This is a genomic window from Salmonella sp. GDC200615, assembly GCF_050574145.1.
GTDB lineage: Bacteria > Pseudomonadota > Gammaproteobacteria > Enterobacterales > Enterobacteriaceae > Salmonella > Salmonella enterica.
The window spans coordinates 750,972-774,089 of sequence record NZ_CP192247.1 but is presented as its reverse complement, the minus strand read 5'-3'; the positions used below and the strand labels follow the sequence as shown (position 1 = coordinate 774,089).

Below are 23,118 nucleotides of genomic sequence, written 5' to 3'. Positions count from 1 at the left end.
TGTTTCATACGACGAATCCCGTCAGCAAGCTAAGCAAAAGCCAGCAATATCGGGCTACTTACAATCTCCCTGTGCTCTTTAAGGCGCCGCGCCTTATAAATTCCGCTTGCGCTCATGATGGCTCATCTGGCGCTCTACGCGTCGATTGACCACAGGTGTGACTCCACCAGCGCGCTACAGACCATAGTGCGAGAACCGTGGCCGATTACTTTGATGCCTTTGATGTGGAGCTATTTTTTACAGATAACGTATACCACACTCAAAATACTCCCCCAGATCAATGCCCTCCTCTGAACACCTCCCTCTCGTGCCATTCCACAAACCGTTCACCCGGATAATTTTCTTTCATCTGCGGCAACGCGATCTCTTTCCCCGCAAAATCCCAGAACATCCGCTGTACCACCCCGCCACCATTCACCGCGTCGGAAACCACCACGCGCATATTTTCATCCAGGCCAATCGAACCACGATCGAACGCTTTATGATGGATTGCGCACAACGCCAGGCCATTAGGTACTTCACAAGGACCATGATGCTGCTTCCATCTGATATGGGCTGCTTCAAGCGCTATAGGGGCGTTGTCGTGGCGCATATTGAAGCCGCAGACCGCACATTGATAATTGTAAGCTCGTAGCACCGCCTGGCGGAACTTCGGATCGCGTTGACGGAGAGAGGTGCGAATATCAAAACCCATCTCGTCAGCGATGTCTTCCTGAATACTGGTCGGAAAATGCGCCTCAAGGATCTGCTGCGCCAGCGTGTCGATTAGCTTACGTTTTTTTGTTACCAGCGCGAAATTGACGGCATCAAACCCACCAGCAACATTATATTCAATGAGTTCACGTTTAGGTGGCTGGCGGCTACCGCTGGTTGAGCAGAATTCCGCGTTTTGCAATTCCCAGAAACCATCGCCCTTCAGACGCCAGAACGGCATATCCGGGCGCTGTTCACGGCGCTGTGGCCCATAGCGCTCCAGTAAATCCAGCAATTACTCATGAATTTCAGAACCATAATCAAATAGACGATCGTGGCCCTGCCGATAGTGCGAGAGGACATATAACAGCAATAACGGCTTATGCGGCGCTCGCTGTTCGCCTTTGCGCCAGATAGTAATATTTGATATCGCTTGCTTTAGGGTTTTGTCAGAGGTCATTACGTTGAAGAATCCATGAGCACATAGTTGCGATGATGCTCGCAACTATATGTACATTCAAGACATTATTGCAGACATACTTTTTGTTTGTCGGCTCTGTACTGACAGTTAGCATTCTGATAACAACGGAAAAAACACAGCGCTCAACCGAGAAAGGTAGGTAACTTCTGGATTTTAGAAATAAAAAAGACCTCAGTTGAGGTCCATTTATATGCTTTTGGTGCGAAGGCCGGACTCGCTGTAAATAGACCCGTTTTAGTTCCAGGCATTTTTTGAGATCCCGGCCAAATGATTGTGTTGCCGATATTCCTCCGGCGTCATATTGTTCAGTGATTCATGAGGGCGTTCACAGTTATATTCTGACACCCATCTTTCAGTGATTTCCCGCACTTCATTCAGCGTTCTGAACAGATAAAAATCGAGTATTTCTGTACGGTATGTTCGGTTAAAGCGCTCAATAAAAGCGCTCTACGTCGGCTTACCCGGCTGAATAAATTCCAGTTTTACTGCATGTTGCTCTGCCCATTCAGCCAGTGCAAGTGAGATAAATTCCGGACCATTATCCATGCGTAGCATAACCGGATAGCCGCGATTTGCCGCGGTCCTGTCGAGTACACGGACCACGCGCAAAGCTGGCAGATTCAGATCGATTTCAATCGACAATGCCTCACGGTTAAAGTCATCAACGACATTGAACGTGCGAAAACGACGGCCACAGACCAGATCATCATGCATAAAATCGACAGACCAGCTCTGGTTAAGCGCTTCCGGTGTGGCCAGTGGCGAGGGATTACGCACCGGCAACCGTTGTTTGCCTTTACGGCGAAAATTCAGCTTCAGCAGACAATAAATACGATGGATCCTTTTGTGATTCCACGGGTATCCCTGCCGCCGCAGAACCTGGAAAAGTTTTGGAAAACCGTACCGTGGGTATCGCTCTGCCACTGCCTGCAACGCGACAATAACGGGTTCGTCACGCGTGTTATCCGGACGGTAATGGTAAACCGTTCTGCTCAGGTTCAGACTCCGGCAGGCCTGACGGATACTGAGTCCAAATGTCGTTATCAGATGAGTGACCAGCTCACGCTTAAAGGCTGGTTTTAAAGCTTTTTTCGATAACGTCTTTCAGCGCCCGGTTCTCAAGGCTCAGGTCGGCAAACATCTGTTTGAGACGCCGATTCTCGTCCTCAAGATCCTTGATCTTTTTAATATCAGAAGCCTCCATGCCGCCGTATCTGGACTTCCAGTTGTACCAGGTGGCTTCAGATATACCGGCCTCCCGGCAGACATCTTTAACGGTTCGTCCGGCTTCAACCGATTTAATTACGGCAATGATCTGATGCTCAGTAAAACGGGCTTTACGCATAGCGATCTCCTTTGTTGGCAGATTGATTATGCCGGAGGATCTCTAAATGTGAATGGCACGATTATGCGGGATACTTACAGGGGAAGGTCATCAACCAGCTTCCCACCATCACCACAAACCAGAATAATTCCCTGAAAAAAGATGCGCTGAATGTTATGTTTTTCATCATCTTTCCACTGTCAGCATCCACCGCTGACACCGGCACCAATGCCGGCCGGCTTCACGCGGCGAATTTTACTTCACCTTCCACGCCGCCTCATCCTCAGGACGAAGCCGTGCGGGTGAAGCGGTAAAACAGATTCGGTTCACTGACTATCCACAGCGTGTCCCGGTCATCTGAGGCTATCCCCTCCGCCTGCGGGATATCCCTTCGCAGGCCATAGTGTCCCCGGCGCAGCGACATCACCTTTCTCCCGCCGTCCAGGTCCGACACCACGACCACGTCAGACTCATGAGAAAGTACATACAGGAGCCCGTTGTTCCGGTCATAATGCAGGCCGGAGATATCCTTCAGGAACCATGGCAGGGAGGCCCGGTGTGTCAGCGAGTCACTCACCGACAGCGCATCAGGGCTCTGGTCCGTCACGTAAAGCCGCAGAGGTTTTTTCTCCTGCGCCACCATCAGGGCATGCTCTCCCCGCCCCTGGGCAAGGCCTTCAAAACCGGCATTGTCGCTGTGCCTGTTCACATCCAGCGTCAGGCTGTATGTTGCCGGCGGGAGGACGGTTGTGCTGCTGTCAATGCAGTGGGTGGTGAGCGTCCGTTCCCGCTCCCGGGACAGGGCATAGCGGTTCCCGCCGAGGTATTCGATGGCCTCAAAATCGTGATCGCCGTCTGACGGTATCACCCGCAGCACGTTCCCTTCCGTGTCCAGCTCCACCATCGAGGAGGGGTGGTCGGTCACGGCAAACAGCGTTCTGCTGTCCGGGTTCCATGTCAGGCCGGAGAGGCCGCCGTGTATCCCGGTAATTTCTTTTTCTGCTGTGAGCTGCCATTCTGTTTCCTGCGGGTACCAGGACTCCGGGAAACACAGGGTGAGCACGCCGGCCGCCATCAGGAGAATGGCGGTCAGCAGTGCTGCTTTCTGGTTACATAAATATCTGAACATCGTGGTGGTGAAAGTTATGTTTTCTGTTACAGGGGAGACCGGACTTCACATCATGCCCCACGGCAGATAAGCCAGAGCATGGCCAGGACGCCGGTCAGAAAGCCGGAGATAAAGACGCTGGTCAGCAGCAGGAGAATCAGCGCACGGAGCGGGAGGATATCTCCGGCCTGTATAGTGCCTTTATCATCAGTCGGCATCAGGGTTACCGGCCAGCAGTTTCCAGACCACCGCGGCATAACGGCTCCTGAAGTCTTCGACGGAGAATGCACCGAAGGCGGCATTGTTGATATGGTAACGGCCACGGACATACACGGAAGGCGTCCCCCTCACGCCATATTCCTTAAACAACCGTTCCTGTAATGCCACCATGTCATTCACGGCGGGACTTTTTATACTTCTGTCATACTCCCCGCGACTGATACCGGTGGCAGACATAAACACCCGATGGACATCGTCCGGGGAATGCAGGCGTTTCTCCACCATGTCGGCCATGAAGAAGGCCTTCTCGACCACGTCAGTTTCCTTCATCATCATGGCCAGCGCCCTGGCCCGTGTCAGCTCATGGCCGAGGGGGCCCAGCAGGTTGACATGGTACTTGATCATCCGGTCACCGTGCGGCAGTACGTGCCGGATGGCCTGGGCCACGCCCATCGTCTGTGAGAACGCATAGCAGGGCGGACAGTAAAAGGAAAATAGTTCCACCTCGGCGGGGGCATCAGCCACCAAGGGCGTTATGAACTCCCACTCCTGCGCAATCACAGGACGGGCGCAGCCAGGTAAAAAAAAAGAAAATAATATTCCCCTCAGGAAAAACAGCTCCCGGGCATAATTCATCGTCACGGAAACACTCCATGGATAACAGATATACAGAATGAAAGGCCGCTTAACGGCACCGCCTGACAGCAGCAGTAAATCTTAATTCATCCGGCACGGTCATTAAGCCGGCAGCCGGAATATTCCGGTCATGAGTTTTCCAGAATAAAAAGCACTGACACACAAAAGACCATTGCCATTAATATGACGACGGCCAGACAGGCGTAATAAACGAATTTCATGAACATGATAAAATAACTTTCAGTGATACTTATCCGGCTTCCGACCCACATTCCGGGCCGCCCTCCTCCAGTGAATGACACCGGTTCAGGTCGGTATACAGTGTCACCATCCCCAGAAGCATCAGGGTTGGCAACAGGGTGGCATCATTCCTGACGCCGAGGCGCCTGAAAGCCAGAACTTTCTGGGCTGAAATGGTTTTGACGCTGCGAAAACAGAGGGCAGCAATCTGCCCGCAGTTATAGCCCTGCAGCAGCAGTCGGATAACCCGCAGTTCAGCCGGACTCAGTCCGCCGTCGCTGTTAAATTCGATACAAAACCGATCGTACCATATCCGGTTGATGTCCCCGTCTTCCGGGAAAACGGTCAAAGCAGACGCCATAATCCGGGCGCTCCCTTTCCGGCATTTACTTTCTCAAGCACCCCGACAGCACGGAGTTGCTCAAGATATGACCGGACCTGGTAGATACTGAGTCCGGCAGCATCAGCAATATCGCGGATTTTAACAGGCGCGTTGTCCGCACTCTGACGCTCCCGGATTATGGAGATGATGTTTGTAATGATGGATTCACCCATAAACAGCCCCACTCTTCAAGGTTAAAATAAATGTATTTACCACTACCACAAAATAATACTAATCCATTCTATAGCAACCTCATTACGATATGGTCAAACCAAGACGAAAAGTAAAAATATGTGAATATTTTGATGGTTCATTTATGCATATTCACTTTCATCAGATTCACTCGAGTATTGGTTATGTATAAAGCCCTACCTTTAAGACGTCACATCAAAGGCATTGCAGTATCCCCATTCAACATTTATACGGAGAATTTAAAATCTTAGGAGATAGTCATATCTATTTTTATAGATCCAATCAAGCCTGCCCGGACTGTACAGTACCGGCATTAAAAGAAATATCACATGGCTCTCCGTTGGATATAGATGGACATAATTAATTGAGCATAACGAAACAACAACTCCTATAAAGCACTTATAACAACCACACATGGCTTACACTGCATTTAGATATTTTAAAACATCACCTTCGGATAATCATATCTAATAAAGTTATTTTTATATCATAAAACAATACCTACAATAATATAAAATCGGCTTCTGCAGTGAAGCGTGAAAATTAGGTGCGATTCCATGTTGAAAAAAAACGCCATAAAAATAAAACTATATCGTTATGCTATTTTACATTCGAAAAACTGTATTGTTACCATTAAGAACAAGTCAAAGCCAGAGGAAATAAAAATAACTAGAGGCAACATAGCCTTAATAGAAAAAAATATAGAAGCCGTTGTGGAAATTGAATATATGGATGACATTGAATCATTTGACATTATTACTTTGCCAGATGAATTATTAAGTAGAGTTTTATGCTTATTTGAGGCTTCTAATTGCTCAGAAAGTTTATCACCAATACGCTACAGAACATTTAGCGATAAGGTTTTTATTATAACCGACAATGGAATTAATGGAATTTTATTTGAATATTTAAAAAAGAGAAAAAATAACAATAATGATATTTATGAAATTGCCTGCTTATTTTCAAAAGTGAATAATATCGAGCAGCTATACACATCTCTGTGCATTTCAGTCTCACGTAGTTTTTCTGATATTGTTAGAAAAACAATAGATAATGACATTTCAACGAAATGGAGATTAAAAACATTATCCGAAAAACTAAATTTATCAGAAGTGACTATCAGAAAAAAACTTGAGAATGAAAATACTAATTTTTACAGAATCCTTCTGGATGCCAGGATGCAAAAAGCAGCGCGTTTGGTGCTTGATAGCGACACCCATATTAATAAAGTATCATATGCCGTAGGAATGTCAAGCGTATCATATTTCATTAAATTATTTTCTGACTATTATGGCTTAACCCCAAAACAATTCCATCTAAAATATAAGCATAGAAATACAGGAGAAAAAGCTGCATTTATGCTTTATAATTAAGAGTTATAGGTGCGCCAATTTGCGCACCCTTTATTATAATTCAATTTCTGTCGCATATATGCTTATTAAATATGTGTCAACAGGAATGTCTCCATTCCCAAAATAATAAATATTAAATTCATTAGTAAAATCAGAATGAGATACCATACCAATACCTGAATTATCTGGTTGCCAGTCTTCTCCACCTATTCTTATCCTAAGCTTATGGGCTGAGTTATTCTGACCTCTAATAATATATGCCCCTGGGGTATTTTTAATTTTTTCTAAACTTGAACTAATGAGGATTTTTTTCCCTCTCTGTTAAATAGATGCCCCGTACCTATTATTTTATTACTTGTAATACGGTCATAAAAAACAGCCTCATTTATTTTAATCATTAATTTAAGTTCTTGTGCTTTAATAGTTGAGCTGAAAAAACCAGTAACAATCAGAAAAACAGAGACAATGAACTTAGGTATTGACGAATTATACTGATTCATTTGCACACTCCATTTAAAAAGCTAATCTGACCTTTGTTTTTATCGGGAAGAGAGTAAAAAAACTGTACAAGTATCGGAGGGCTTATTCCCCCACGAAGCGATTAATTTTTGCACTCCTGACAATCCAGATACATATGCCTGACCATCTTCGCCAACAATAGATGTTGATTGGATTACTCCATCATTATTCTTAAGTGAAAGAACTGTGCCAAGAGCTAGTGGCTTTCCATTTGTTCTTGTAATTCTAATTAATGCATTAGTACCCACGCTTGTTTTATATACAGCTTTTACAATAGCACCTTCGGTAGGAACTACTTGAATATCAGTTTGCCTAATATCCGTATTTATTGGTAACGTTGTTGGATCTATAGATATGAAGTTATTCATATATGGAGTAAGATAACTGGATATTGTATAGCCTCTAAAATCGGTTCTAACACCTGGTAGGCCCAGAACTTTTGCCCCACTTACACCTTTAGCCTCTACCAGTGCAGCAGTATCCGATATACTCTGACCAAACGTAATTCCTGATGAATGAGCAATCACCCCACCAGAAACATTCATCCCAATATCACGATTTATTTCATTATGACTATAGTTTGCTCCGATCTCCCCATAAGTACCTCGCCAAGAAGCATTTAAAAATGTAGCCTTTTGATTTTTCGATTTATCTTCTATTTGCCCTCTTGCTTGCCATGTCAATTGGCTATTAAATGCCACACCAGTAATACCTAAATCATGATTCATATCATGCTTTGAAGAGGATGAGTTTTGATATGTAGCATACATTTCATGATTTGTAAGTTTTTGCAAAGGTACACTGAGTAGAAAACTGAATAAATCTTCATTTTCTTCACTAATCTTTGATGTACTTTTCGTATATGAAAGCGATAACGAAACACCATTTAAATTCTTCCCATAACTAGCAATTATTGATTTTTTACCTTCATGTTTCCAATATTTATCATAATTGTAGCTTAAGTTAACAGAACCCAGAGATCCTAATGCCTGACTTAATAACATAGAGGTTGTTGATTTCTTATTTTTATCGTAAAATTCATCATGCTCGCTACTATGAATTGCTTCAGAAAAAGTTCTATAATTTTTCGAATAATAGTAATGACTAGCCAAAGATACTTCGGTGTTTGTCTGAGCGATATTTTTATTGTATCTAATCCCATATGCATGACCATTTTCATTGGATGTATCAGTCTTCGAAACAGATGTTTTCCAGTCAAAAGACAGAGCACCATACTCACCAATATCTTTACTTGCGCCTATGGCATATGAATTATAAATATTTACCTATTGCACTCCACCAAATAAAGTAAACCCATAAGGCAGACCATATATATAAGTCCCTTCAAAAAAAACAGGATCGATATAATCATTGTTAACCTCCCTGTATCTACCAATAGTTACACTATATTTAGAATATCCATCAGGCAAAGATAATACAGGAGTTGAATATGGCACTGTGTAGTTTTGGACCTGCCCATTTTTTTCATAAATGCTAACATCAAGAACCCCAACCCCAACACCAAGATCAGCAATTTGTTCTCTACCTATCTCGAATTGCCCGGGGGGGACTGAAGTAGAATATATCAAGTATCCATTTTGTCTTACTTCTACAGTCGCATTGGTTTTCGCAATACCACGTATTGTTGGATAATATGTTCTCTGTGAGAAAGGTATCATACTTTCATCTTTATTTAAAGAAAAGCCTCTAAATGGTACGCTATCGAATAAATCTGCACTGGTATATTTGTCCCCAACTGTTAGTTTGCTCTTTATTTTTTTTAAACCTCGCTCAGCATAAATATATGCTGATTCAAATTTTTTTTCGCTTGACAAGTTTTGCCAAGATGATAGATTCCTTAGCCGCCAGGGACCAAAATTAAAACCAGGTTGAATTTGACCAAAGTATGAATCTTCTCCTCCAACCTTAGAATGCAAATAATTAGCTCTGTAATTTAAAAGAAAAGCGTTAATGCCATCATCCCAGATATTTTCATCAGCAATTTCACTGTCTATTGGAGATAGAATTTTAGATGGTGCATTTAAAAGCAAACTTTGGTTAGCCGCGTTATAAGTATATTTAAGAGGAGAATGCTCTAAGAGAACGCATTGTTCATTATCAAACTGCAACCCATGAAGCTCCTGGATGGCGATCCCATACTTTATAAGTTTTTCTTTTGTTAAGCATGGTTCTAGAGTCTGAGTCATTGATTTGAAATACAACTCAGTAGTTTCTTTTAACTGATTATTCAAATATACATCAACAACATAATTACCAGGAAGCGTTTCAACACTTAGAAAAGATGCATTCTCACCGGGAGGAAGACTCAAACTTCCATAGTCGAAATTATATTGTCTGGAGAAAACATTTCCAGAGTGAAATACACTGGTTAAAACAAATAGAGTAATTGTGGTTTTCTTCATTTGTTTACACCTTAAACTAATAATCTCTTATAATTTCAGCGCCGTTATCATCCAAAATAGTCAAAGTTATTTTACTATGTACTCCACCAGGTAATTGAGCATATCCAAATGGCTCAATATATCCATTTGGAATATTAAAACTTAAATTACCAGATTTAATATTTGCAATATTCACATATGATGATGTTGGATTCTTTATAACTATACTATTTCCTTTTCTCTCTAACTTTAATTTATCTGCAATCTCCATTGTCGTTAAGTCTATAGTTTTAGGCCTATAAATTAATTTAATACAACTATTCGTAACCACATTCACATTAAGATTCGTAGTTATGTTGTTTTTATTATTGCTTTCATTATCATTTAGTGGTGGGACTCCTTTTACACACAACCAATACAAAGACTCCTCATTTTTATTGAATAGATTACTTGTTGGTATTACCTTCAATCTTGTTCGCGCATTACTTTCAACTTTCAAAATAGGTGGTGTTACAATAAATGGAGCTTTTGATGATTTATCATCATTATATACTTGAGTTTGAACAAGGATTGGATATTCTTTTTCATTCATAATCCAAAAACTTGTTGATGGAGCATCTTCTTTATAAATAACACGTGTAGTGCCCAATCTTAGGCCATAATATTTTTGTGTTAATAATGGTTGCTCAATTTTTTTACTTTCCGAAGAAGCAATTGGAAGGTAGCAAAAAAAGAAAAAGATAACAGTTCTACGTATACATTTATTCAAAATATACATAATCCCTCTTTAAGTTTTTGCATGGAAGCATAAAACCTATCTATTCAAAATAGATATTTTTAAAATAATAAAATTATCCAAATGCCCTCATATTGAGGGCATTTATAAAGTTTAAATTAAATTAGTTTTGATACTGCTGAACGTAGAAGGTCGCAGTGAAAGTACCTGCTGGCAGGGTCGATTTACCAAAGGTTGTGACAGGGACATTTAGCGTTTCTTGAGAGCTGGCAACTCGCCAACCTGCAAGCCCGTCAATTCCAGTATTTGCTTGGTCATTAATATTGGCTCCCTGAATACGCCCACGGAAAACAGGCTGTCCTTGTCCATCAACGAACGGGACAGTGGCTACACCACCAGATACCGAAGCCCCTTTACCTGCAATAGATACTGAGTTATGTGGACCAGTAGCAGTAATGCTGAGAGTACCAACTTTCTGACCAGCAGCAACAGCAGGCCCTGTAAAGCCAGGATCCTGACTCCAGTTGGCTGATGTTGTATTCTGAGCTGCAATAGTAACCGCTGCCTGAACCTCTGCTTTGTTACCAACAAAGCCAGCTGCGTGGGCACTGCCACATGCAATTAAAGCAAGAACTGCTACTGCAGATGCTGATTTACGCATATTACAAAATCTCCAAAAATCAACTATTAGCATTCGCACAATTTATCTGTGCGGATGCTAATATACTCACGCCATTTTAAAAATTTAAGAAAAAAACAAGGATCACTATTTTTTTATCTTTACACAACATCCCCATTAATAAGTGGATGATCCATTAATACTTTTTGTGGAATATCTAATATCCACATGTTTAAAAAATTTCATATCAACCCTTTATTTAAAAAGCATAAACAAAAAAACACATCCAAATAAAAATGTTTATGTTATTTATTGAGAGAATGGGTTGTCTGATCTTACCCAGCAAGAGTGGACATGCGACAAAGTGAGTAAACTCTCAAGAAAGAGGTGTCTCACATGACAAAAGCAGCATCAACCACCAAAAAGCCATGCAAGCAACATACGCCTGAATTTCGCGACGAAGCCTTGAAACTGGCTAACGCATTGGGATGGCTGCGGCTACCAGCGAGCTTAACCTGTATGAATCGCAGCTCTACAACTGGCGAAGCAAACAGCAAAATCAGCTCTCTTCTTCTGAACGCGAACAGGAGATGTCCGCAGAAATCGTCCGTCTGAAGCGTCAACTGGCAGAACGGGATGAGGAACTGACCATTCTCCAGAATGGTCGCGACATACTTCGCGAAACGCCTGAAATGAAGTATGTCTTCATCGAAAAACATCAGGCTGAGTTCAGTATCAAAGCCATATGCCGTGTACTTCAGGTTGCCCGTAACAGCTGGTACGTCCGGCGTCAGCAGTTCCGACTTGTCTGTGATAACGTCGTACGGGAGGCATTCAGTGACGCAAAACAGCGCTACGGTACGCCACGCCTGACGGATGAGCTTCGTGCTCAGGGACGGGTGTATAACATAAAAACCGTAGCGGCCAGCCTGCGCCGGCAGGTGCTGCGGGCGAAAGCTTCACGGAAGATCAGTCCAGTCAGTTACCGCGAACATGGTCTGCCAGTCCAGAGAATCTGCTGAAGCAGGGCTTTTACGCCAGTGGCCCGAATCAGAAATGGGTGGGTGACATCATGTATCTTCGCACCGGTGAAGACTGGCTTTATCTGGCCGTGGTTATTGACCTGTGGCCGCGGTCAGCCACTGGCTGGTCTATGTCCTCGCGGATGACGGCACAGTTTGCCTGCGATACATTACAGATAGCGCTGTGGCGGCGTAAAAGACCGGAAAAGTCATCATATATACAGACAGAGGCAGTAAGTACTGTTCAGCGGATTACCAGAGCTTACTGAAACGGCATAATCTTCGGGGCAGGATGAGCGCCAGAGGCTGTTGTTACGATAATGCCTGTGCGGAAAGCTTCTTCCACACGCTGAAGGTGGAATGTATTCATGGAGAGGACTTTGCCAGCCGGGAAATAATGCGGGCAGCAATGTTTAATTATATTGAGTGCGATTACAATCGCTGGCGTCGCCACAGTGCCTGTGGCGGTCTCAGTCCGGAACAATTTGAAAACCAGAACCGCGCTTAGGGTTGTATCCCTATTACGCGGGTAGGATCAGTTTACCCACGAAACAGTATTGGAGTCGCCAGTATTTTGAACCATTGGGGTTGATCAGCAGGTGCATACCCTGCCCATCTGTGAGTTTGAAAGGTTTGTCGGAGGGCTTGGTAGTCCTAACTTTGATATCGGTGAGAGCCATCAGTTGATATCTCCAGTGTTGGTACCAAAATCAATCGAACCGGGAATACCATCAGTTACACCATCATCGGTTGGTATATGTTCAAGGAATTGAGTAGACGTGAACAGACTAGGCTAAGTCAGAAACCTGCTTAACTTACTGTTTTTATCGACTAAAGTAGACGTTAGTAGACTTGAAAAAAGCTTTGTATGGTGCGAAGGCCGCACCGCGATTCTCGACGTAACCTATTGAAGTAAATAAGATTACAAAACAAGAGAACCGCTATATATACTCACATGTATACTCATGCGCGATTCTCTGAAAACGCAGTTAACTTAAAATCACGCCTCATCTTCTTCCACAGGTTCAAGCGCGTCAAGTCCCCTCCAGAACGGTGAACAACTCTTCATTTGACCTGCAAGCCATTCAGAACCCGTCAAAGATAAAATCGAGAGCATTTTTGATGGTTTGCCTGTGGGAACGAACGTCCATCACCTCATCACCAATCTGCGAAAGCCTGATACTCGCCATTTCGTGAGTCATCACCAGATAGTCATTACCTTCCACATTCAGAGTGGGCGTGAGGCGCTTAACTGGGTTATTTACCAATCTGCTCACAGGAAACAATGGGATAACCATGCGAGTATGCAGTTCATCAATAATATCGCTTTGCACATCAAGTAAATAAGGATAAGCCTTGCTGTTTCCTTTATTGTGATAAACCATGTATTGCATGATTAAAACGTCCTGTAATCGTCCGATAAAAGGCCATGCTCATCAGTAATACGATTGAGCTCCTGCAAACCCGCTCTATTTTCTGCTTTCCAGCGTTCAACGCCTGTGGCACTGATTTCCTCTTTCAGCGCGGCGGTAAGCACCGCTGACAGATTAATACCTGCATCACGGGCTTGCTGAAGCAATGCAGGTTCCAGCGTGACACTGACTGTTTTTTTATGTCGTACACTCATACCTGGCATAGAGCCTCCTAAAATTACACGTGTAATAAACACATGTATCTAGTATGGGGAATATTTAAGCAAATGGCAATGAGAGGCGACTATCTCGGATAGCAACATCTTTGCCTGTCAGGTTTCCTTTAAACGGTTGTCAAAATCTACCATATCCGAATGACTCACTACACGACCAGCATCCACATCGGCAAGACCGGCCTGGATGCTCTGATGACGCCGCTCTCTTTCGGCCAGCATACTGGTCAATGCTTCCTTAATAATCCAGCTCTTAGAACGATCTAACTCAATTGCCAGATTTTCAACAGCAGCAGCCAACTCAACTGGAATCTGGGCGCTGATGGTCTGTTTAGCGGAAGAAGCCATAGGGATTACCTCGTTTAATAATACTTAATAACTCCTATTAAGATTAGTATAGAGGTGCCTATAAAAACATCACATCTTATTTCACAGGCAACATCCCCGGATAGTGTTTAGCCACGATATCATTCATCTTCTCCACCAGATCCAGACGCTTAAACGTGATATGCCCGCTGCCCTTCTGAAAATAGCGAATAGATATCTTTTCATCTTTATGCGGGTCACGGATACGCAGAGTTGGCGCGGCCCTTCGCCACACAAGCCCCGCAGACGGCAACCAGCGGCGAACGGTTCCGGCATGTAACTGGCAACCGGTTATCTCATTGATTTTTATTGCCAGAAGTTCTGTACTCCAGCGAGAACGCTGGTAGCCAAAATCACCGGGAGAGTGTTTTACCTGCTCACGTAACAGCGTGCAGATATGCTCAAACGGCCAGCGACGGGTACGCCCGGCAGATAATGATTTCAGACCTTCAATACCCGACAACGTGAACCAGTTAATCCAGCGACCGACGGAGGAACGGGCACAGCAGAGCGTTCTGGCAACGTCGCTGACGCAATCGCCCCGGTGCAGCATCAGCATGGCAGTCAGCCTGCGGGCATAATTTTTATCGTGCGTTTTATGGATAGCTTTCTACATCAGGCGTCGTTCGTCACGGGGAATTGGTGCTATGATCGGCATCGCTCAGTCCGGTTGGTGATTTGTGATTTTTGGCGATTGATCAGATCGCACAATCCGGGCTGAGTTCCCTCAAAGTGATCTACTATTTGGCGCAGCTATTTAGGTTTTACAAGTAAGGACATGCCGTCACCGTCAACAAGTGAATACTCTTTATCCTCAGGTTTCGCAGAACGAACTTTAGTATCCGTTAGGTCATGATAGACCTCCTTCGATTGGTATCTCGTGAGTATACAAGCAATATAGAATCGGAAAATATACTCATTAGTATACTCACAAGCTTGTTGATGTGGGTTGAGTTAGATTGACTTCAGTTGAAGGAAAAATCGTGGAAGGCCTTGTATAGCGCGGATTTCAGACATAAAAAAGACCTCAGCTGAGGTCCATTTACATGCTTTTGGTGCCGAAGGCCGGACTCGAACCGGCACGTATTTCTACGGTTGATTTTGAATCAACTGCGTCTACCGATTTCGCCACTTCGGCACTGAAGAGGTATGCGGAAAACGTTGTGGATTATACCTGTCATACGCCGCCATGCAAGCACGAGCATACACCTGTATCGCTAAGTGCTGAAAATTTCAGCAGCGTTGAGGATTAAATAGAATAATCAGGCTACTTCCCGCCTTCTCCAGCAGATTAACGCCGGGCGTCCCTTGCCTCCATGCTCTACACTTTTCAGTTCAACACCACATTAAGGGAAGCACAATGACGATAATAAAAAGCTACGCCGCCAAAGAGGCGGGCGGCGAACTCGAACTCTATGAATATGACGCGGGAGAACTCCAACCGGAAGATGTCGAGGTACGGGTCGACTACTGCGGGATCTGCCATTCCGATCTGTCAATGATCGACAATGAATGGGGGTTCTCTCAATACCCTCTGGTTGCCGGACATGAGGTCATCGGTCGGGTGGCCGCACTCGGTAGCGCGGCACAGGATAAGGGACTAAAAGTCGGCCAGCGCGTTGGAATCGGCTGGACGGCGCGCAGCTGCGGACACTGCGATGCCTGTATCAGCGGCAATCAAATTAACTGCCTGGAAGGGGCAGTGCCCACTATCCTCAATCGTGGCGGTTTTGCCGAGAAGCTTCGCGCGGGCTGGCAGTGGGTAATTCCTCTTCCGGAGAATATGGATATGGCGTCCGCAGGCCCGCTGTTATGTGGCGGCATTACGGTCTTTAAACCGCTACTGATGCACCATATTACTGCTACCAGCCGCGTTGGCGTCATCGGTATTGGCGGGCTTGGGCATATCGCCATAAAGCTGTTACATGCAATGGGCTGCGAAGTCACCGCGTTCAGCTCCAATCCATCGAAAGAGCAGGAAGTGCTGGCGATGGGTGCCAATAACGTGGTGAACAGCCGCGATCCGGAAGCGTTAAAAGCACTGGCGGGCCAGTTCGATCTCATTATTAACACGGTCAACGTCGATCTCGACTGGCAGCCCTACTTCGAAGCGCTGACGTATGGCGGCAACTTCCATACCGTTGGGGCCGTATTGAAGCCGCTGCCCGTACCGGCGTTTACATTAATTGCCGGCGATCGCAGTATCTCAGGCTCGGCAACCGGAACGCCATATGAACTTCGCAAACTGATGAAATTCGCCGGACGCAGCAAAGTCGCGCCCACCACGGAACTGTTCGCGATGTCACAAATCAACGAGGCTATCCAGCACGTTCGCGACGGCAAAGCCCGCTATCGTGTAGTGCTAAAAGCTGACTTCTGACCGCCTGACTCAGCGCTTTGACAATGATCAGGAAGCGCTGAGTGCCTGACGAAAAGCCTGTACAGCCTGTCGGCACTGCTCCGTCACGTGCTCGATGTCATGATTAACATCGATACGCGCAATATCATGTTCATCGGCACACGGTCGCTCCAGCGCGTCAAACTGACTTTGCAGCAGGTCTGGCGGCATAAAATGCCCGGCACGACGCTGCATTCGCTGCAGAATGGTAGCGTAATCGCCATCCAGCCACAGGAAATGTACGTTAGGGCTGCTCTTACGTAAAATATCGCGGTACTGTTTTTTTAATGACGAGCAGACAATAAATCCCGTCTCATTTTTTTTATAAAGACTGTATGAAGCGTCATTTAATCGTTCCAGCCAGGGTAAGCGGTCTTCATCAGTTAACGGTATTCCCTGAGACATTTTATCAATGTTTTTCGCCGGATGGAGATCATCGCCGTCAATAAACTTCGCAGAAAATAATGTTGCAATTTTGCTGCCTATTAAAGACTTACCACTACCTGAAACACCCATTAAAATATAGCTTTCCCCGGCCATTTAAATACCTCTGAGTCATATTCCACTCCACAATATTACGCCTCTACGTTCGACAATTTCACGTTTTTTAATTTCCATAGAGAAGAACTCTAAGGCACATCACGTTATGCGTAACATTGTAGTGTAACAATTTTCCAGCGTGACGTAAGTCACAAATAATGACAAATAAAACCGCTTAAATGCGTTCAGGGTAACTACCTGACCAGTGAGGAATTTATGGAAGTAAAAACTCAATCCTGCGTTGTTGCGGGTAAGCGTGCTGTTGCCGTTACGGAACAAAATATTGAATGGAATAATAAAGGAACACTCGTACAAATTACCCGTGGCGGCATTTGTGGGTCTGACTTACATTATTATCAGGAAGGCAAAGTCGGCAATTTTACAGTAAAAGCGCCAATGATTTTAGGTCATGAAGTGATTGGCAAAATCGTTCATAGCGACTCAGATTTATTACGTGAAGGACAACCGGTAGCGATTAATCCATCGAAGCCTTGTGGTCATTGCAAATACTGTCTGCAGCATGAAGAAAACCACTGTACTGAAATGCGTTTCTTTGGCAGCGCCATGTATTTTCCGCATGTCGATGGCGGTTTTACCCGATTTAAAGCTGTCGATACCGCTCAGTGCATTCCCTGGCCGGAACAGGCGGACGAAAAAGCCATGGCCTTTGCCGAACCGCTGGCGGTTGCCATTCATGCGGCTCATGAGGCGGGCGATCTGCAGGGCAAACGCGTCTTTATCTCCGGCGTTGGCCCTATCGGCTGCCTGATTGTTAGCGCGGTAAAAACGCTGGGCGCGGCGGAAGTGGTATGTGCCGATATCAGCGCCCGTTCTCTCTCGCTGGCCCGGCAGATGGGCGCGGATACGCTGGTGAACCCACAGCATGATTCTCTTGATGGCTGGAAAGCAGAAAAAGGGTATTTCGATATCAGTTTTGAAGTCTCTGGGCATCCTTCCTCTATCTCAACGTGTCTGGAAGTCACACGGGCCAAAGGCGTGATGGTGCAGGTTGGCATGGGCGGCGCAGTCCCCAACTTCCCGATGATGATGGTAATAAGCAAAGAGATCTCCCTGAAAGGCTCTTTCCGTTTTACTACCGAATTTAATACTGCGGTTTCCTGGCTTGCCAACCGCGTTATCAATCCGCTGCCGTTACTGAGCGCGGAATATCCATTTACCGACCTGGAAGCGGCGCTGATCTTTGCCGGAGACAAAACACAGGCGGCAAAAGTTCAGCTCATTTTCTGAGAAAGTAAAATAAGGGACACTATCATGAACGATCTTTTTTCACTGGCAGGTAAAAATATCCTTATCACCGGAGCCGCTCCGGGAATTGGTTATTTGCTGGCAACCGGTCTTGGTCGCTATGGCGCGCGCATTATTGTTAACGATATTACTCCGGAGCGCGCCGAAACAGCCGTGACGAAACTTCAGCAGGAAGGGATAAAGGCTATTGCCGCTCCCTTTAATGTCACCCATAAACAGGATATTGAAGCTGCGATTGAACATATCGAAAAAGATATCGGCGTCATTGACGTCCTGATAAATAACGCCGGTATCCAGCGCCGTCATCCGTTTACTGAGTTTCCCGAGCAGGAGTGGAATGATGTCATCGCCGTAAATCAGACCGCGGTTTTTCTCGTCTCTCAGGCCGTTACGCGCCGTATGGTGGCGCGTAAGGCAGGAAAAGTGATCAATATCTGTTCGATGCAAAGCGAGCTGGGCCGCGACACGATTACGCCATATGCCGCGTCGAAGGGTGCCGTGAAGATGCTGACTCGCGGCATGTGCGTGGAGCTGGCGCGTCATAATATCCAGGTCAACGGTATTGCGCCGGGATACTTCAAAACGGAGATGACCAAAGCGCTGGTTGAAGATGAAGCCTTCACCTCCTGGCTATGCAAACGTACGCCTGCCGCACGCTGGGGCGATCCCCGGGAGCTTATTGGCGCAGCGGTATGTGAAATCACGCTGCCAAAAACGAATGCCGTGCGGGTTTTCTTCGAATTTATCGGTAATCCAGCAGTGGCGTTGTTTATTGCCATTATCATCGCCATTTTTACGCTGGGCCGACGCAACGGACGTACGGTTGAGCAGGTGATGGATATCGTCGGCGAGTCCATTGGCGCTATTGCGATGATTGTTTTTATCATAGCGGGCGGCGGCGCGTTTAAACAAGTGCTGGTGGATAGCGGCGTGGGCCAATATATCTCGCAATTAATGACCGGCACCTCGCTATCTCCGTTATTAATGTGCTGGACGGTAGCCGCCGTGCTGCGTATTGCGTTAGGTTCCGCGACCGTGGCCGCGATAACCACAGCGGGCGTCGTATTGCCGATTATTAACGTAACCCACGCCGATCCGGCGTTAATGGTACTGGCGACAGGCGCGGGAAGCGTTATTGCATCACATGTTAACGATCCCGGTTTTTGGCTGTTTAAAGGGTATTTTAATCTTAGCGTCGGGGAAACCCTACGTACCTGGACCGTTATGGAAACATTGATTTCTGTCATGGGGTTACTGGGCGTACTGGCGCTGAATGCGGTTCTGCATTAATTCATCATCCGCAGCCCAATTAACCATGGGGGCGACGTTCCCGCCCCCGGTACTGGAGAAAACATGAGGAATCACAGAATTTCTTTGCAGGATATCGCTACGCTTGCTGGCGTGACAAAAATGACGGTGAGCCGTTACATCCGCTCGCCGAAAAAAGTCGCCAGGGAAACCGGCGAGCGTATTGCGCAGATCATGGAGGAAATTAACTACATACCAAATCGCGCGCCAGCTATGCTGTTAAACGCGCAAAGTTACACTCTGGGCGTGCTGATCCCCTCTTTCCAGAACCAGTTGTTTGCCGACATTCTTGCCGGGATTGAATCCGTAACGTCGGGTCATAACTACCAAACTCTCATTGCGAATTACAATTACAATCGCGATTCGGAAGAAGAGTCCGTTATCAATTTACTGTCTTACAATATCGACGGCATTATTCTTTCAGAAAAATATCATACCCTCAGAACCGTCAAATTCCTGCGCTCAGCTACCCTTCCGATTGTAGAACTCATGGACATCCAGGGTGATCGCTTAGATATGGAGGTGGGGTTTGATAACCGTCAGGCCGCCTTTGATATGGTCAGCACCATGCTGGATAAACGCCAGCGGCGAAAAATCCTCTATCTGGGTTCAAAAGACGATATCCGAGATGAGCAGCGTTATCACGGCTACTGCGATGCGATGACGCGCCGGGGGCTGGCGCCGTTGCGCATCAATCCCCGCGCTATCTCCTCTATCCATCTGGGGATACAGCTAATGCGTGATGCGCTTACTGCGCACCCGGACGTGGATGGCGTCTTTTGTACTAACGACGATATCGCAATGGGCGCTCTACTGTGGTGCCGCGAGCGTCAACTGGCCGTACCGGAGCAGATCTCCATCGCCGGCTTCCACGGTCTGGAGATGGGCAGGCAAATGATACCGAGCCTCGCCAGCGTAATTACCCCTCGTTTTGAGATCGGGCGCAGAGCCGCGCAGATGTTGCTCAACAAAATTAAAAATAACGATCTCAACCATAATACGATTGATTTGGGTTATCAGATTTATCACGGCAACACATTATAACTTTTTGAACTACTGCGCTTATGCTCTTTCCCGCAGCTTGCCTGTGCTTAACGCGTAGCCAAAAGCGCCACGTGTCAGGTTACGCGCTACATCATTCGAGGAATACCAGGCTGTCTGCCGGATGGCGGCGGAAAGGACTTATCCGGCCTACGGGTCCGGAGTAGGCCTGAAAAGCACAGCGCCATCAGGCCTACGATTACTGTGATTACGACTTACGCAGCATTAGCCACAGGCTAATCAGGAAGAAAGACGCGCTCGGCAGCAGCGCGCCGACAATCGGCGGAATGCCATATACCAGCGTCAGCGGGCCAAAAATCTGGTCGAGGACGTAGAAGACGAAGCCGAAGCTAATCCCCGTCACCACGCGCACGCCCATCGGCACACTACGCAGCGGTCCAAAGATAAACGACAGCGCCATCAGCATCATCACCGCCACGGAGAGCGGCTGGAAGATTTTACTCCACATATTGAGCTGATAACGTCCGGCGTCCTGTCCGCTCGACTTCAGATATTTAACGTAGTTATGCAGACCGCTGATGGAAAGCGCATCCGGGTCCAGCGCCACAACGCCTAACTTATCCGGCGTCAGATTCGTTTTCCAGGTGCCGCTCACCGTCTGCGAACCGGTGATCTGTTTCGGGTTTTGCAGATCGGACTCATCCACCTGCGACAAACGCCAGACCTTATGCTCCGGGTCGAATTTTGCCGAAGCGGCGTAACGCACCGACTGCAAACGACGCTGATCGTTGAAAGCGTAAATGCTAATGCCGGCCAGCTCCTCGTCGCCCTTCACCCGTTCAATATAGACAAAGTTATTCCCGTCTTTCGCCCACAGACCTTGCTGGGTGGAAAGCAGCGAGCCGCCATACATCGCCTGCGCACGATAGTTACGCGCCATCTGCTCGCCCTGCGGGGCGACCCATTCGCCGATCGCCATGGTTAACAGCACCAGGGGGATAGCCGTTTTCATCACCGACAGCGCCACCTGCATACGGGTGAAACCCGATGCCTGCATCACCACCAGTTCGCTACGCTGCGCCAGCATCCCCAGTCCCAGCAGCGCGCCAAGCAGCGCCGCCATAGGAAAGAAGATCTGGATATCCTTAGGTACGCTGAGCAGGGTGTACATACCCGCGCCCAGCGCGTCGTAGTTACCCTGCCCCGCTTTTTTCAGCTGATCGACAAACTTGATGATCCCGGAGAGCGACACCAGCATGAACAACGTCATCATGATGGTGGTAAAAATGGTTTTACCGATATAGCGGTCAAGTACACCAAATGGCTGCATTATACCGCTCCTTTACGCAGAAAACGGGCACGCAGGCGGCGGACCGGCACCGTATCCCACAGGTTCAAACCAATCGCCAACGCCAGATAGATCAGGTTGACCGCCCACATCCAGATAACCGGGTCCAGTTTGCCTTTACCGCCATTCGATTTAATGGAGGTCTGGATCAGGAAGAACAGCAGATAAAGCAGCATGGCGGGCAACATAGACAAGACACGCCCCTGACGTGGATTCACCACGCTGAGCGGCACGACCATCAGCGCCATCATAAATACGGTAAAGACTAACGTGATACGCCAGTGCAGCTCGGCGCGAGCGCGATCGTTGTCGGTATTCCACAACGTGCGCATGTCCATCTGGTCGGTATCGTTCGGGTCCAGCGCCACGGCCTGATGGCCAATAATTGCCTGATAGTTCTGGAAGTCGGTGATGCGAAAATCGCGTAGCAACGCCGTTCCTTCAAAACGCGTCCCTTTGTTTAAGGTGACAACCTGGGAACCATCGCGCAACTGAGTAAGGTGTCCGGAATCGGCCACGACCACAGAAGGACGAGCATTGCCCTTAGGGCGAATTTGCGCCAGGAAAACATCGTGGAAGTCGCTGCCGTCAACGCTTTCGATGAACAGCACCGAGCTGCCGTTGGTCGCCTGCTGGAATTGTCCCTGCGCCAACGCCGCCATACCGGGGTTCGCTTTCGCCTCTGCCAGTACTTCATCCTGGTGTTTTGACGACCAGGGGCCGGCCCACATCACGTTAACCGCCGCAAGGATACCGGTAAATAACGCCAGTACCATGGCGGCCTTTACCAGCACGGCTTTGCTCAACCCACAGGCGTGCATGACCGTAATTTCACTTTCGGTATACAGTTTGCCCAGCGTCATCAGCAGCCCCAGGAACAGGCTTAAAGGCAGGATGAGCTGCGCCATTTCCGGTACGCCCAGCCCCAGAAGCGAGAGCACCAGATTTGCGGGAATATCGCCGTCAACCGCCGCGCCGAGAATCCTCACTAACTTTTGACAAAAGAAGATCAAAAGTAAGATGAAGAGTATCGCCAGCTGGCTTTTGAGCGTCTCCCGCACCAGATATCTTATGATTATCACTTTAAATACGCCCGTAAAAACCCATTTTTTTGCTGGAATTTAGCTTGTTTCATGGCTTAAACGTCATTTATTCTCTTGAGTCGTCGAAATCATCGCTAAGATCATTATACTCAGCGGATTCACCTCTCAGAACTTGTTCTGACGTGCCAATGCCGTAATAACGTTAAGATTAACACGAAGTCACCGCAACAGCGGACATGAGTTACGAAAGCTTTCAATTTCTATACTCTAATGGATT

General features: G+C 46.6%; 21 protein-coding genes, 1 tRNA gene and 7 pseudogenes. 7 read left to right on the top strand and 22 right to left on the bottom strand.

The annotated features are described in order from the left end of the window. Positions 1-277 precede the first annotated feature (277 nt). The 7 genes and pseudogenes from ACQ29O_RS03680 to pefI form a co-directional block, all read right to left on the bottom strand. Positions 278-1,153, bottom strand: a pseudogene (locus ACQ29O_RS03680) (phosphorothioated DNA-binding restriction endonuclease). A 255-nt stretch (positions 1,154-1,408) separates the two neighbouring features. Next, a pseudogene (locus ACQ29O_RS03675) lies at positions 1,409-2,519 on the bottom strand (IS3 family transposase). A 262-nt stretch (positions 2,520-2,781) separates the two neighbouring features. Then, a complete protein-coding gene (locus tag ACQ29O_RS03670) occupies positions 2,782-3,627 on the bottom strand; it encodes an SdiA-regulated domain-containing protein (protein WP_000490312.1) in 846 nt (281 codons plus the stop codon). 50 nt (positions 3,628-3,677) lie between these two features. Continuing rightward, positions 3,678-3,824, bottom strand: coding sequence for a hypothetical protein (locus ACQ29O_RS03665; protein ID WP_001141717.1), 147 nt, complete (start codon positions 3,822-3,824; stop codon positions 3,678-3,680). Further along, positions 3,814-4,467, bottom strand: coding sequence for a DsbA family protein (locus tag ACQ29O_RS03660; protein ID WP_000178593.1), 654 nt, complete (start codon positions 4,465-4,467; stop codon positions 3,814-3,816). The genes ACQ29O_RS03665 and ACQ29O_RS03660 overlap by 11 nt, the downstream gene beginning before the upstream one ends. Before the next feature lie 244 nt (positions 4,468-4,711). After that, positions 4,712-5,062 carry a helix-turn-helix domain-containing protein gene (locus tag ACQ29O_RS03655; RefSeq protein WP_000135401.1) on the bottom strand — a complete coding sequence of 117 codons (351 nt, stop codon included), beginning with the start codon at positions 5,060-5,062 and terminating at the stop codon, positions 4,712-4,714. Further along, positions 5,047-5,256, bottom strand: coding sequence for a transcriptional regulator PefI (gene pefI, locus ACQ29O_RS03650; protein WP_000504711.1), 210 nt, complete (start codon positions 5,254-5,256; stop codon positions 5,047-5,049). The genes ACQ29O_RS03655 and pefI overlap by 16 nt, the downstream gene beginning before the upstream one ends. Positions 5,257-5,832: 576 nt before the next feature. Here pefI and ACQ29O_RS03645 point away from each other — a divergent pair. Beyond that, positions 5,833-6,648: an AraC family transcriptional regulator gene (locus tag ACQ29O_RS03645; protein WP_000914537.1), complete on the top strand. Its 816-nt coding sequence runs from the start codon at positions 5,833-5,835 to the stop codon at positions 6,646-6,648. Positions 6,649-6,681: 33 nt separating this feature from the next. Here ACQ29O_RS03645 and afaD read toward each other — a convergent pair whose 3' ends face one another. The 5 genes and pseudogenes from afaD to sefA all read right to left on the bottom strand — a co-directional run bounded on the left by afaD (position 6,682) and on the right by sefA (position 10,945). Further along, complete coding sequence (afaD, locus tag ACQ29O_RS03640) at positions 6,682-6,879, bottom strand: AfaD family invasin (RefSeq protein WP_231849110.1); 198 nt, start codon at positions 6,877-6,879, stop codon at positions 6,682-6,684. A gap of 32 nt (positions 6,880-6,911) precedes the next feature. Beyond that, complete coding sequence (locus ACQ29O_RS03635; RefSeq protein ID WP_001077814.1) at positions 6,912-7,127, bottom strand: hypothetical protein; 216 nt, start codon at positions 7,125-7,127, stop codon at positions 6,912-6,914. After that, a pseudogene (sefC, locus tag ACQ29O_RS03630) lies at positions 7,124-9,569 on the bottom strand (SEF14/SEF18 fimbria usher protein SefC). Before sefC ends, ACQ29O_RS03635 begins: the two are co-directional and overlap by 4 nt. Positions 9,570-9,585: 16 nt before the next feature. Then, positions 9,586-10,326: an SEF14/SEF18 fimbria chaperone SefB gene (gene sefB / locus ACQ29O_RS03625; RefSeq protein ID WP_001575372.1), complete on the bottom strand. Its 741-nt coding sequence runs from the start codon at positions 10,324-10,326 to the stop codon at positions 9,586-9,588. A gap of 121 nt (positions 10,327-10,447) precedes the next feature. Next, a complete protein-coding gene (sefA, locus tag ACQ29O_RS03620) occupies positions 10,448-10,945 on the bottom strand; it encodes an SEF14 fimbria major subunit SefA (RefSeq protein WP_001679247.1) in 498 nt (165 codons plus the stop codon). Positions 10,946-11,299: 354 nt separating this feature from the next. Here sefA and ACQ29O_RS03615 point away from each other — a divergent pair. Further along, positions 11,300-12,433: pseudogene (locus ACQ29O_RS03615) on the top strand (IS3 family transposase). A gap of 31 nt (positions 12,434-12,464) precedes the next feature. Here ACQ29O_RS03615 and ACQ29O_RS03610 read toward each other — a convergent pair. From ACQ29O_RS03610 to ACQ29O_RS03585, 6 genes and pseudogenes are all read right to left on the bottom strand, one after another. Continuing rightward, positions 12,465-12,605, bottom strand: a pseudogene (locus ACQ29O_RS03610) (Arm DNA-binding domain-containing protein); the annotation flags it as partial. Between the two features lie 405 nt (positions 12,606-13,010). Continuing rightward, positions 13,011-13,319: a CcdB family protein gene (locus ACQ29O_RS03605; protein WP_001199742.1), complete on the bottom strand. Its 309-nt coding sequence runs from the start codon at positions 13,317-13,319 to the stop codon at positions 13,011-13,013. Between the two features lie 2 nt (positions 13,320-13,321). Continuing rightward, the gene (locus ACQ29O_RS03600; RefSeq protein WP_001118105.1) at positions 13,322-13,561 is read right to left on the bottom strand and encodes a type II toxin-antitoxin system CcdA family antitoxin; all 240 of its coding nucleotides are present in this window, start codon (positions 13,559-13,561) and stop codon (positions 13,322-13,324) included. A 108-nt stretch (positions 13,562-13,669) separates the two neighbouring features. After that, positions 13,670-13,918 carry a CopG family ribbon-helix-helix protein gene (locus ACQ29O_RS03595; protein WP_000168388.1) on the bottom strand — a complete coding sequence of 83 codons (249 nt, stop codon included), beginning with the start codon at positions 13,916-13,918 and terminating at the stop codon, positions 13,670-13,672. A 76-nt stretch (positions 13,919-13,994) separates the two neighbouring features. Continuing rightward, positions 13,995-14,540, bottom strand: a complete 546-nt coding sequence (locus ACQ29O_RS03590; protein ID WP_223557450.1) for a DUF4942 domain-containing protein — start codon at positions 14,538-14,540, stop codon at positions 13,995-13,997. A 449-nt stretch (positions 14,541-14,989) separates the two neighbouring features. Then, positions 14,990-15,074 (bottom strand) — tRNA-Leu (locus ACQ29O_RS03585). A 222-nt stretch (positions 15,075-15,296) separates the two neighbouring features. Here ACQ29O_RS03585 and ahr point away from each other — a divergent pair. After that, positions 15,297-16,316: an NADPH-dependent aldehyde reductase Ahr gene (gene ahr, locus ACQ29O_RS03580; RefSeq protein ID WP_000152558.1), complete on the top strand. Its 1,020-nt coding sequence runs from the start codon at positions 15,297-15,299 to the stop codon at positions 16,314-16,316. A 27-nt stretch (positions 16,317-16,343) separates the two neighbouring features. Here ahr and idnK read toward each other — a convergent pair whose 3' ends face one another. Then, the gene (idnK, locus tag ACQ29O_RS03575) at positions 16,344-16,874 is read right to left on the bottom strand and encodes a gluconokinase (RefSeq protein ID WP_000896758.1); all 531 of its coding nucleotides are present in this window, start codon (positions 16,872-16,874) and stop codon (positions 16,344-16,346) included. Positions 16,875-17,090: 216 nt separating this feature from the next. On the opposite strand from idnK, the gene idnD reads away from it, so the two are divergent. The 4 genes and pseudogenes from idnD to idnR all read left to right on the top strand — a co-directional run bounded on the left by idnD (position 17,091) and on the right by idnR (position 20,492). Further along, positions 17,091-18,122 carry an L-idonate 5-dehydrogenase gene (gene idnD / locus ACQ29O_RS03570; RefSeq protein WP_000453347.1) on the top strand — a complete coding sequence of 344 codons (1,032 nt, stop codon included), beginning with the start codon at positions 17,091-17,093 and terminating at the stop codon, positions 18,120-18,122. A 24-nt stretch (positions 18,123-18,146) separates the two neighbouring features. After that, a pseudogene (gene idnO / locus ACQ29O_RS03565) lies at positions 18,147-18,833 on the top strand (gluconate 5-dehydrogenase); the annotation flags it as partial. Then, positions 18,825-19,430, top strand: a pseudogene (locus ACQ29O_RS03560) (gluconate:H+ symporter); the annotation flags it as partial. The pseudogenes idnO and ACQ29O_RS03560, both read left to right, overlap by 9 nt. Before the next feature lie 63 nt (positions 19,431-19,493). Then, entirely contained in the window at positions 19,494-20,492 is a 999-nt protein-coding gene (gene idnR, locus ACQ29O_RS03555) for a DNA-binding transcriptional regulator IdnR (RefSeq protein ID WP_001244064.1), read from the top strand. A 205-nt stretch (positions 20,493-20,697) separates the two neighbouring features. On the opposite strand, the gene lptG is transcribed toward idnR, so the two are convergent. The 3 genes from lptG to ACQ29O_RS03540 form a co-directional block, all read right to left on the bottom strand. Further along, positions 20,698-21,780 (bottom strand): LPS export ABC transporter permease LptG, encoded by a 1,083-nt coding sequence (gene lptG, locus ACQ29O_RS03550; protein ID WP_001182242.1) that lies wholly within the window; start codon positions 21,778-21,780, stop codon positions 20,698-20,700. Continuing rightward, positions 21,780-22,880, bottom strand: coding sequence for an LPS export ABC transporter permease LptF (gene lptF, locus ACQ29O_RS03545; protein WP_000584132.1), 1,101 nt, complete (start codon positions 22,878-22,880; stop codon positions 21,780-21,782). Before lptF ends, lptG begins: the two co-directional genes overlap by 1 nt. Positions 22,881-22,943: 63 nt before the next feature. Beyond that, on the bottom strand, positions 22,944-22,994 hold the full coding sequence (locus ACQ29O_RS03540) for a hypothetical protein (protein WP_212724070.1): 51 nt from the start codon (positions 22,992-22,994) through the stop codon (positions 22,944-22,946). Between the last annotated feature and the right edge of the window lie 124 nt (positions 22,995-23,118).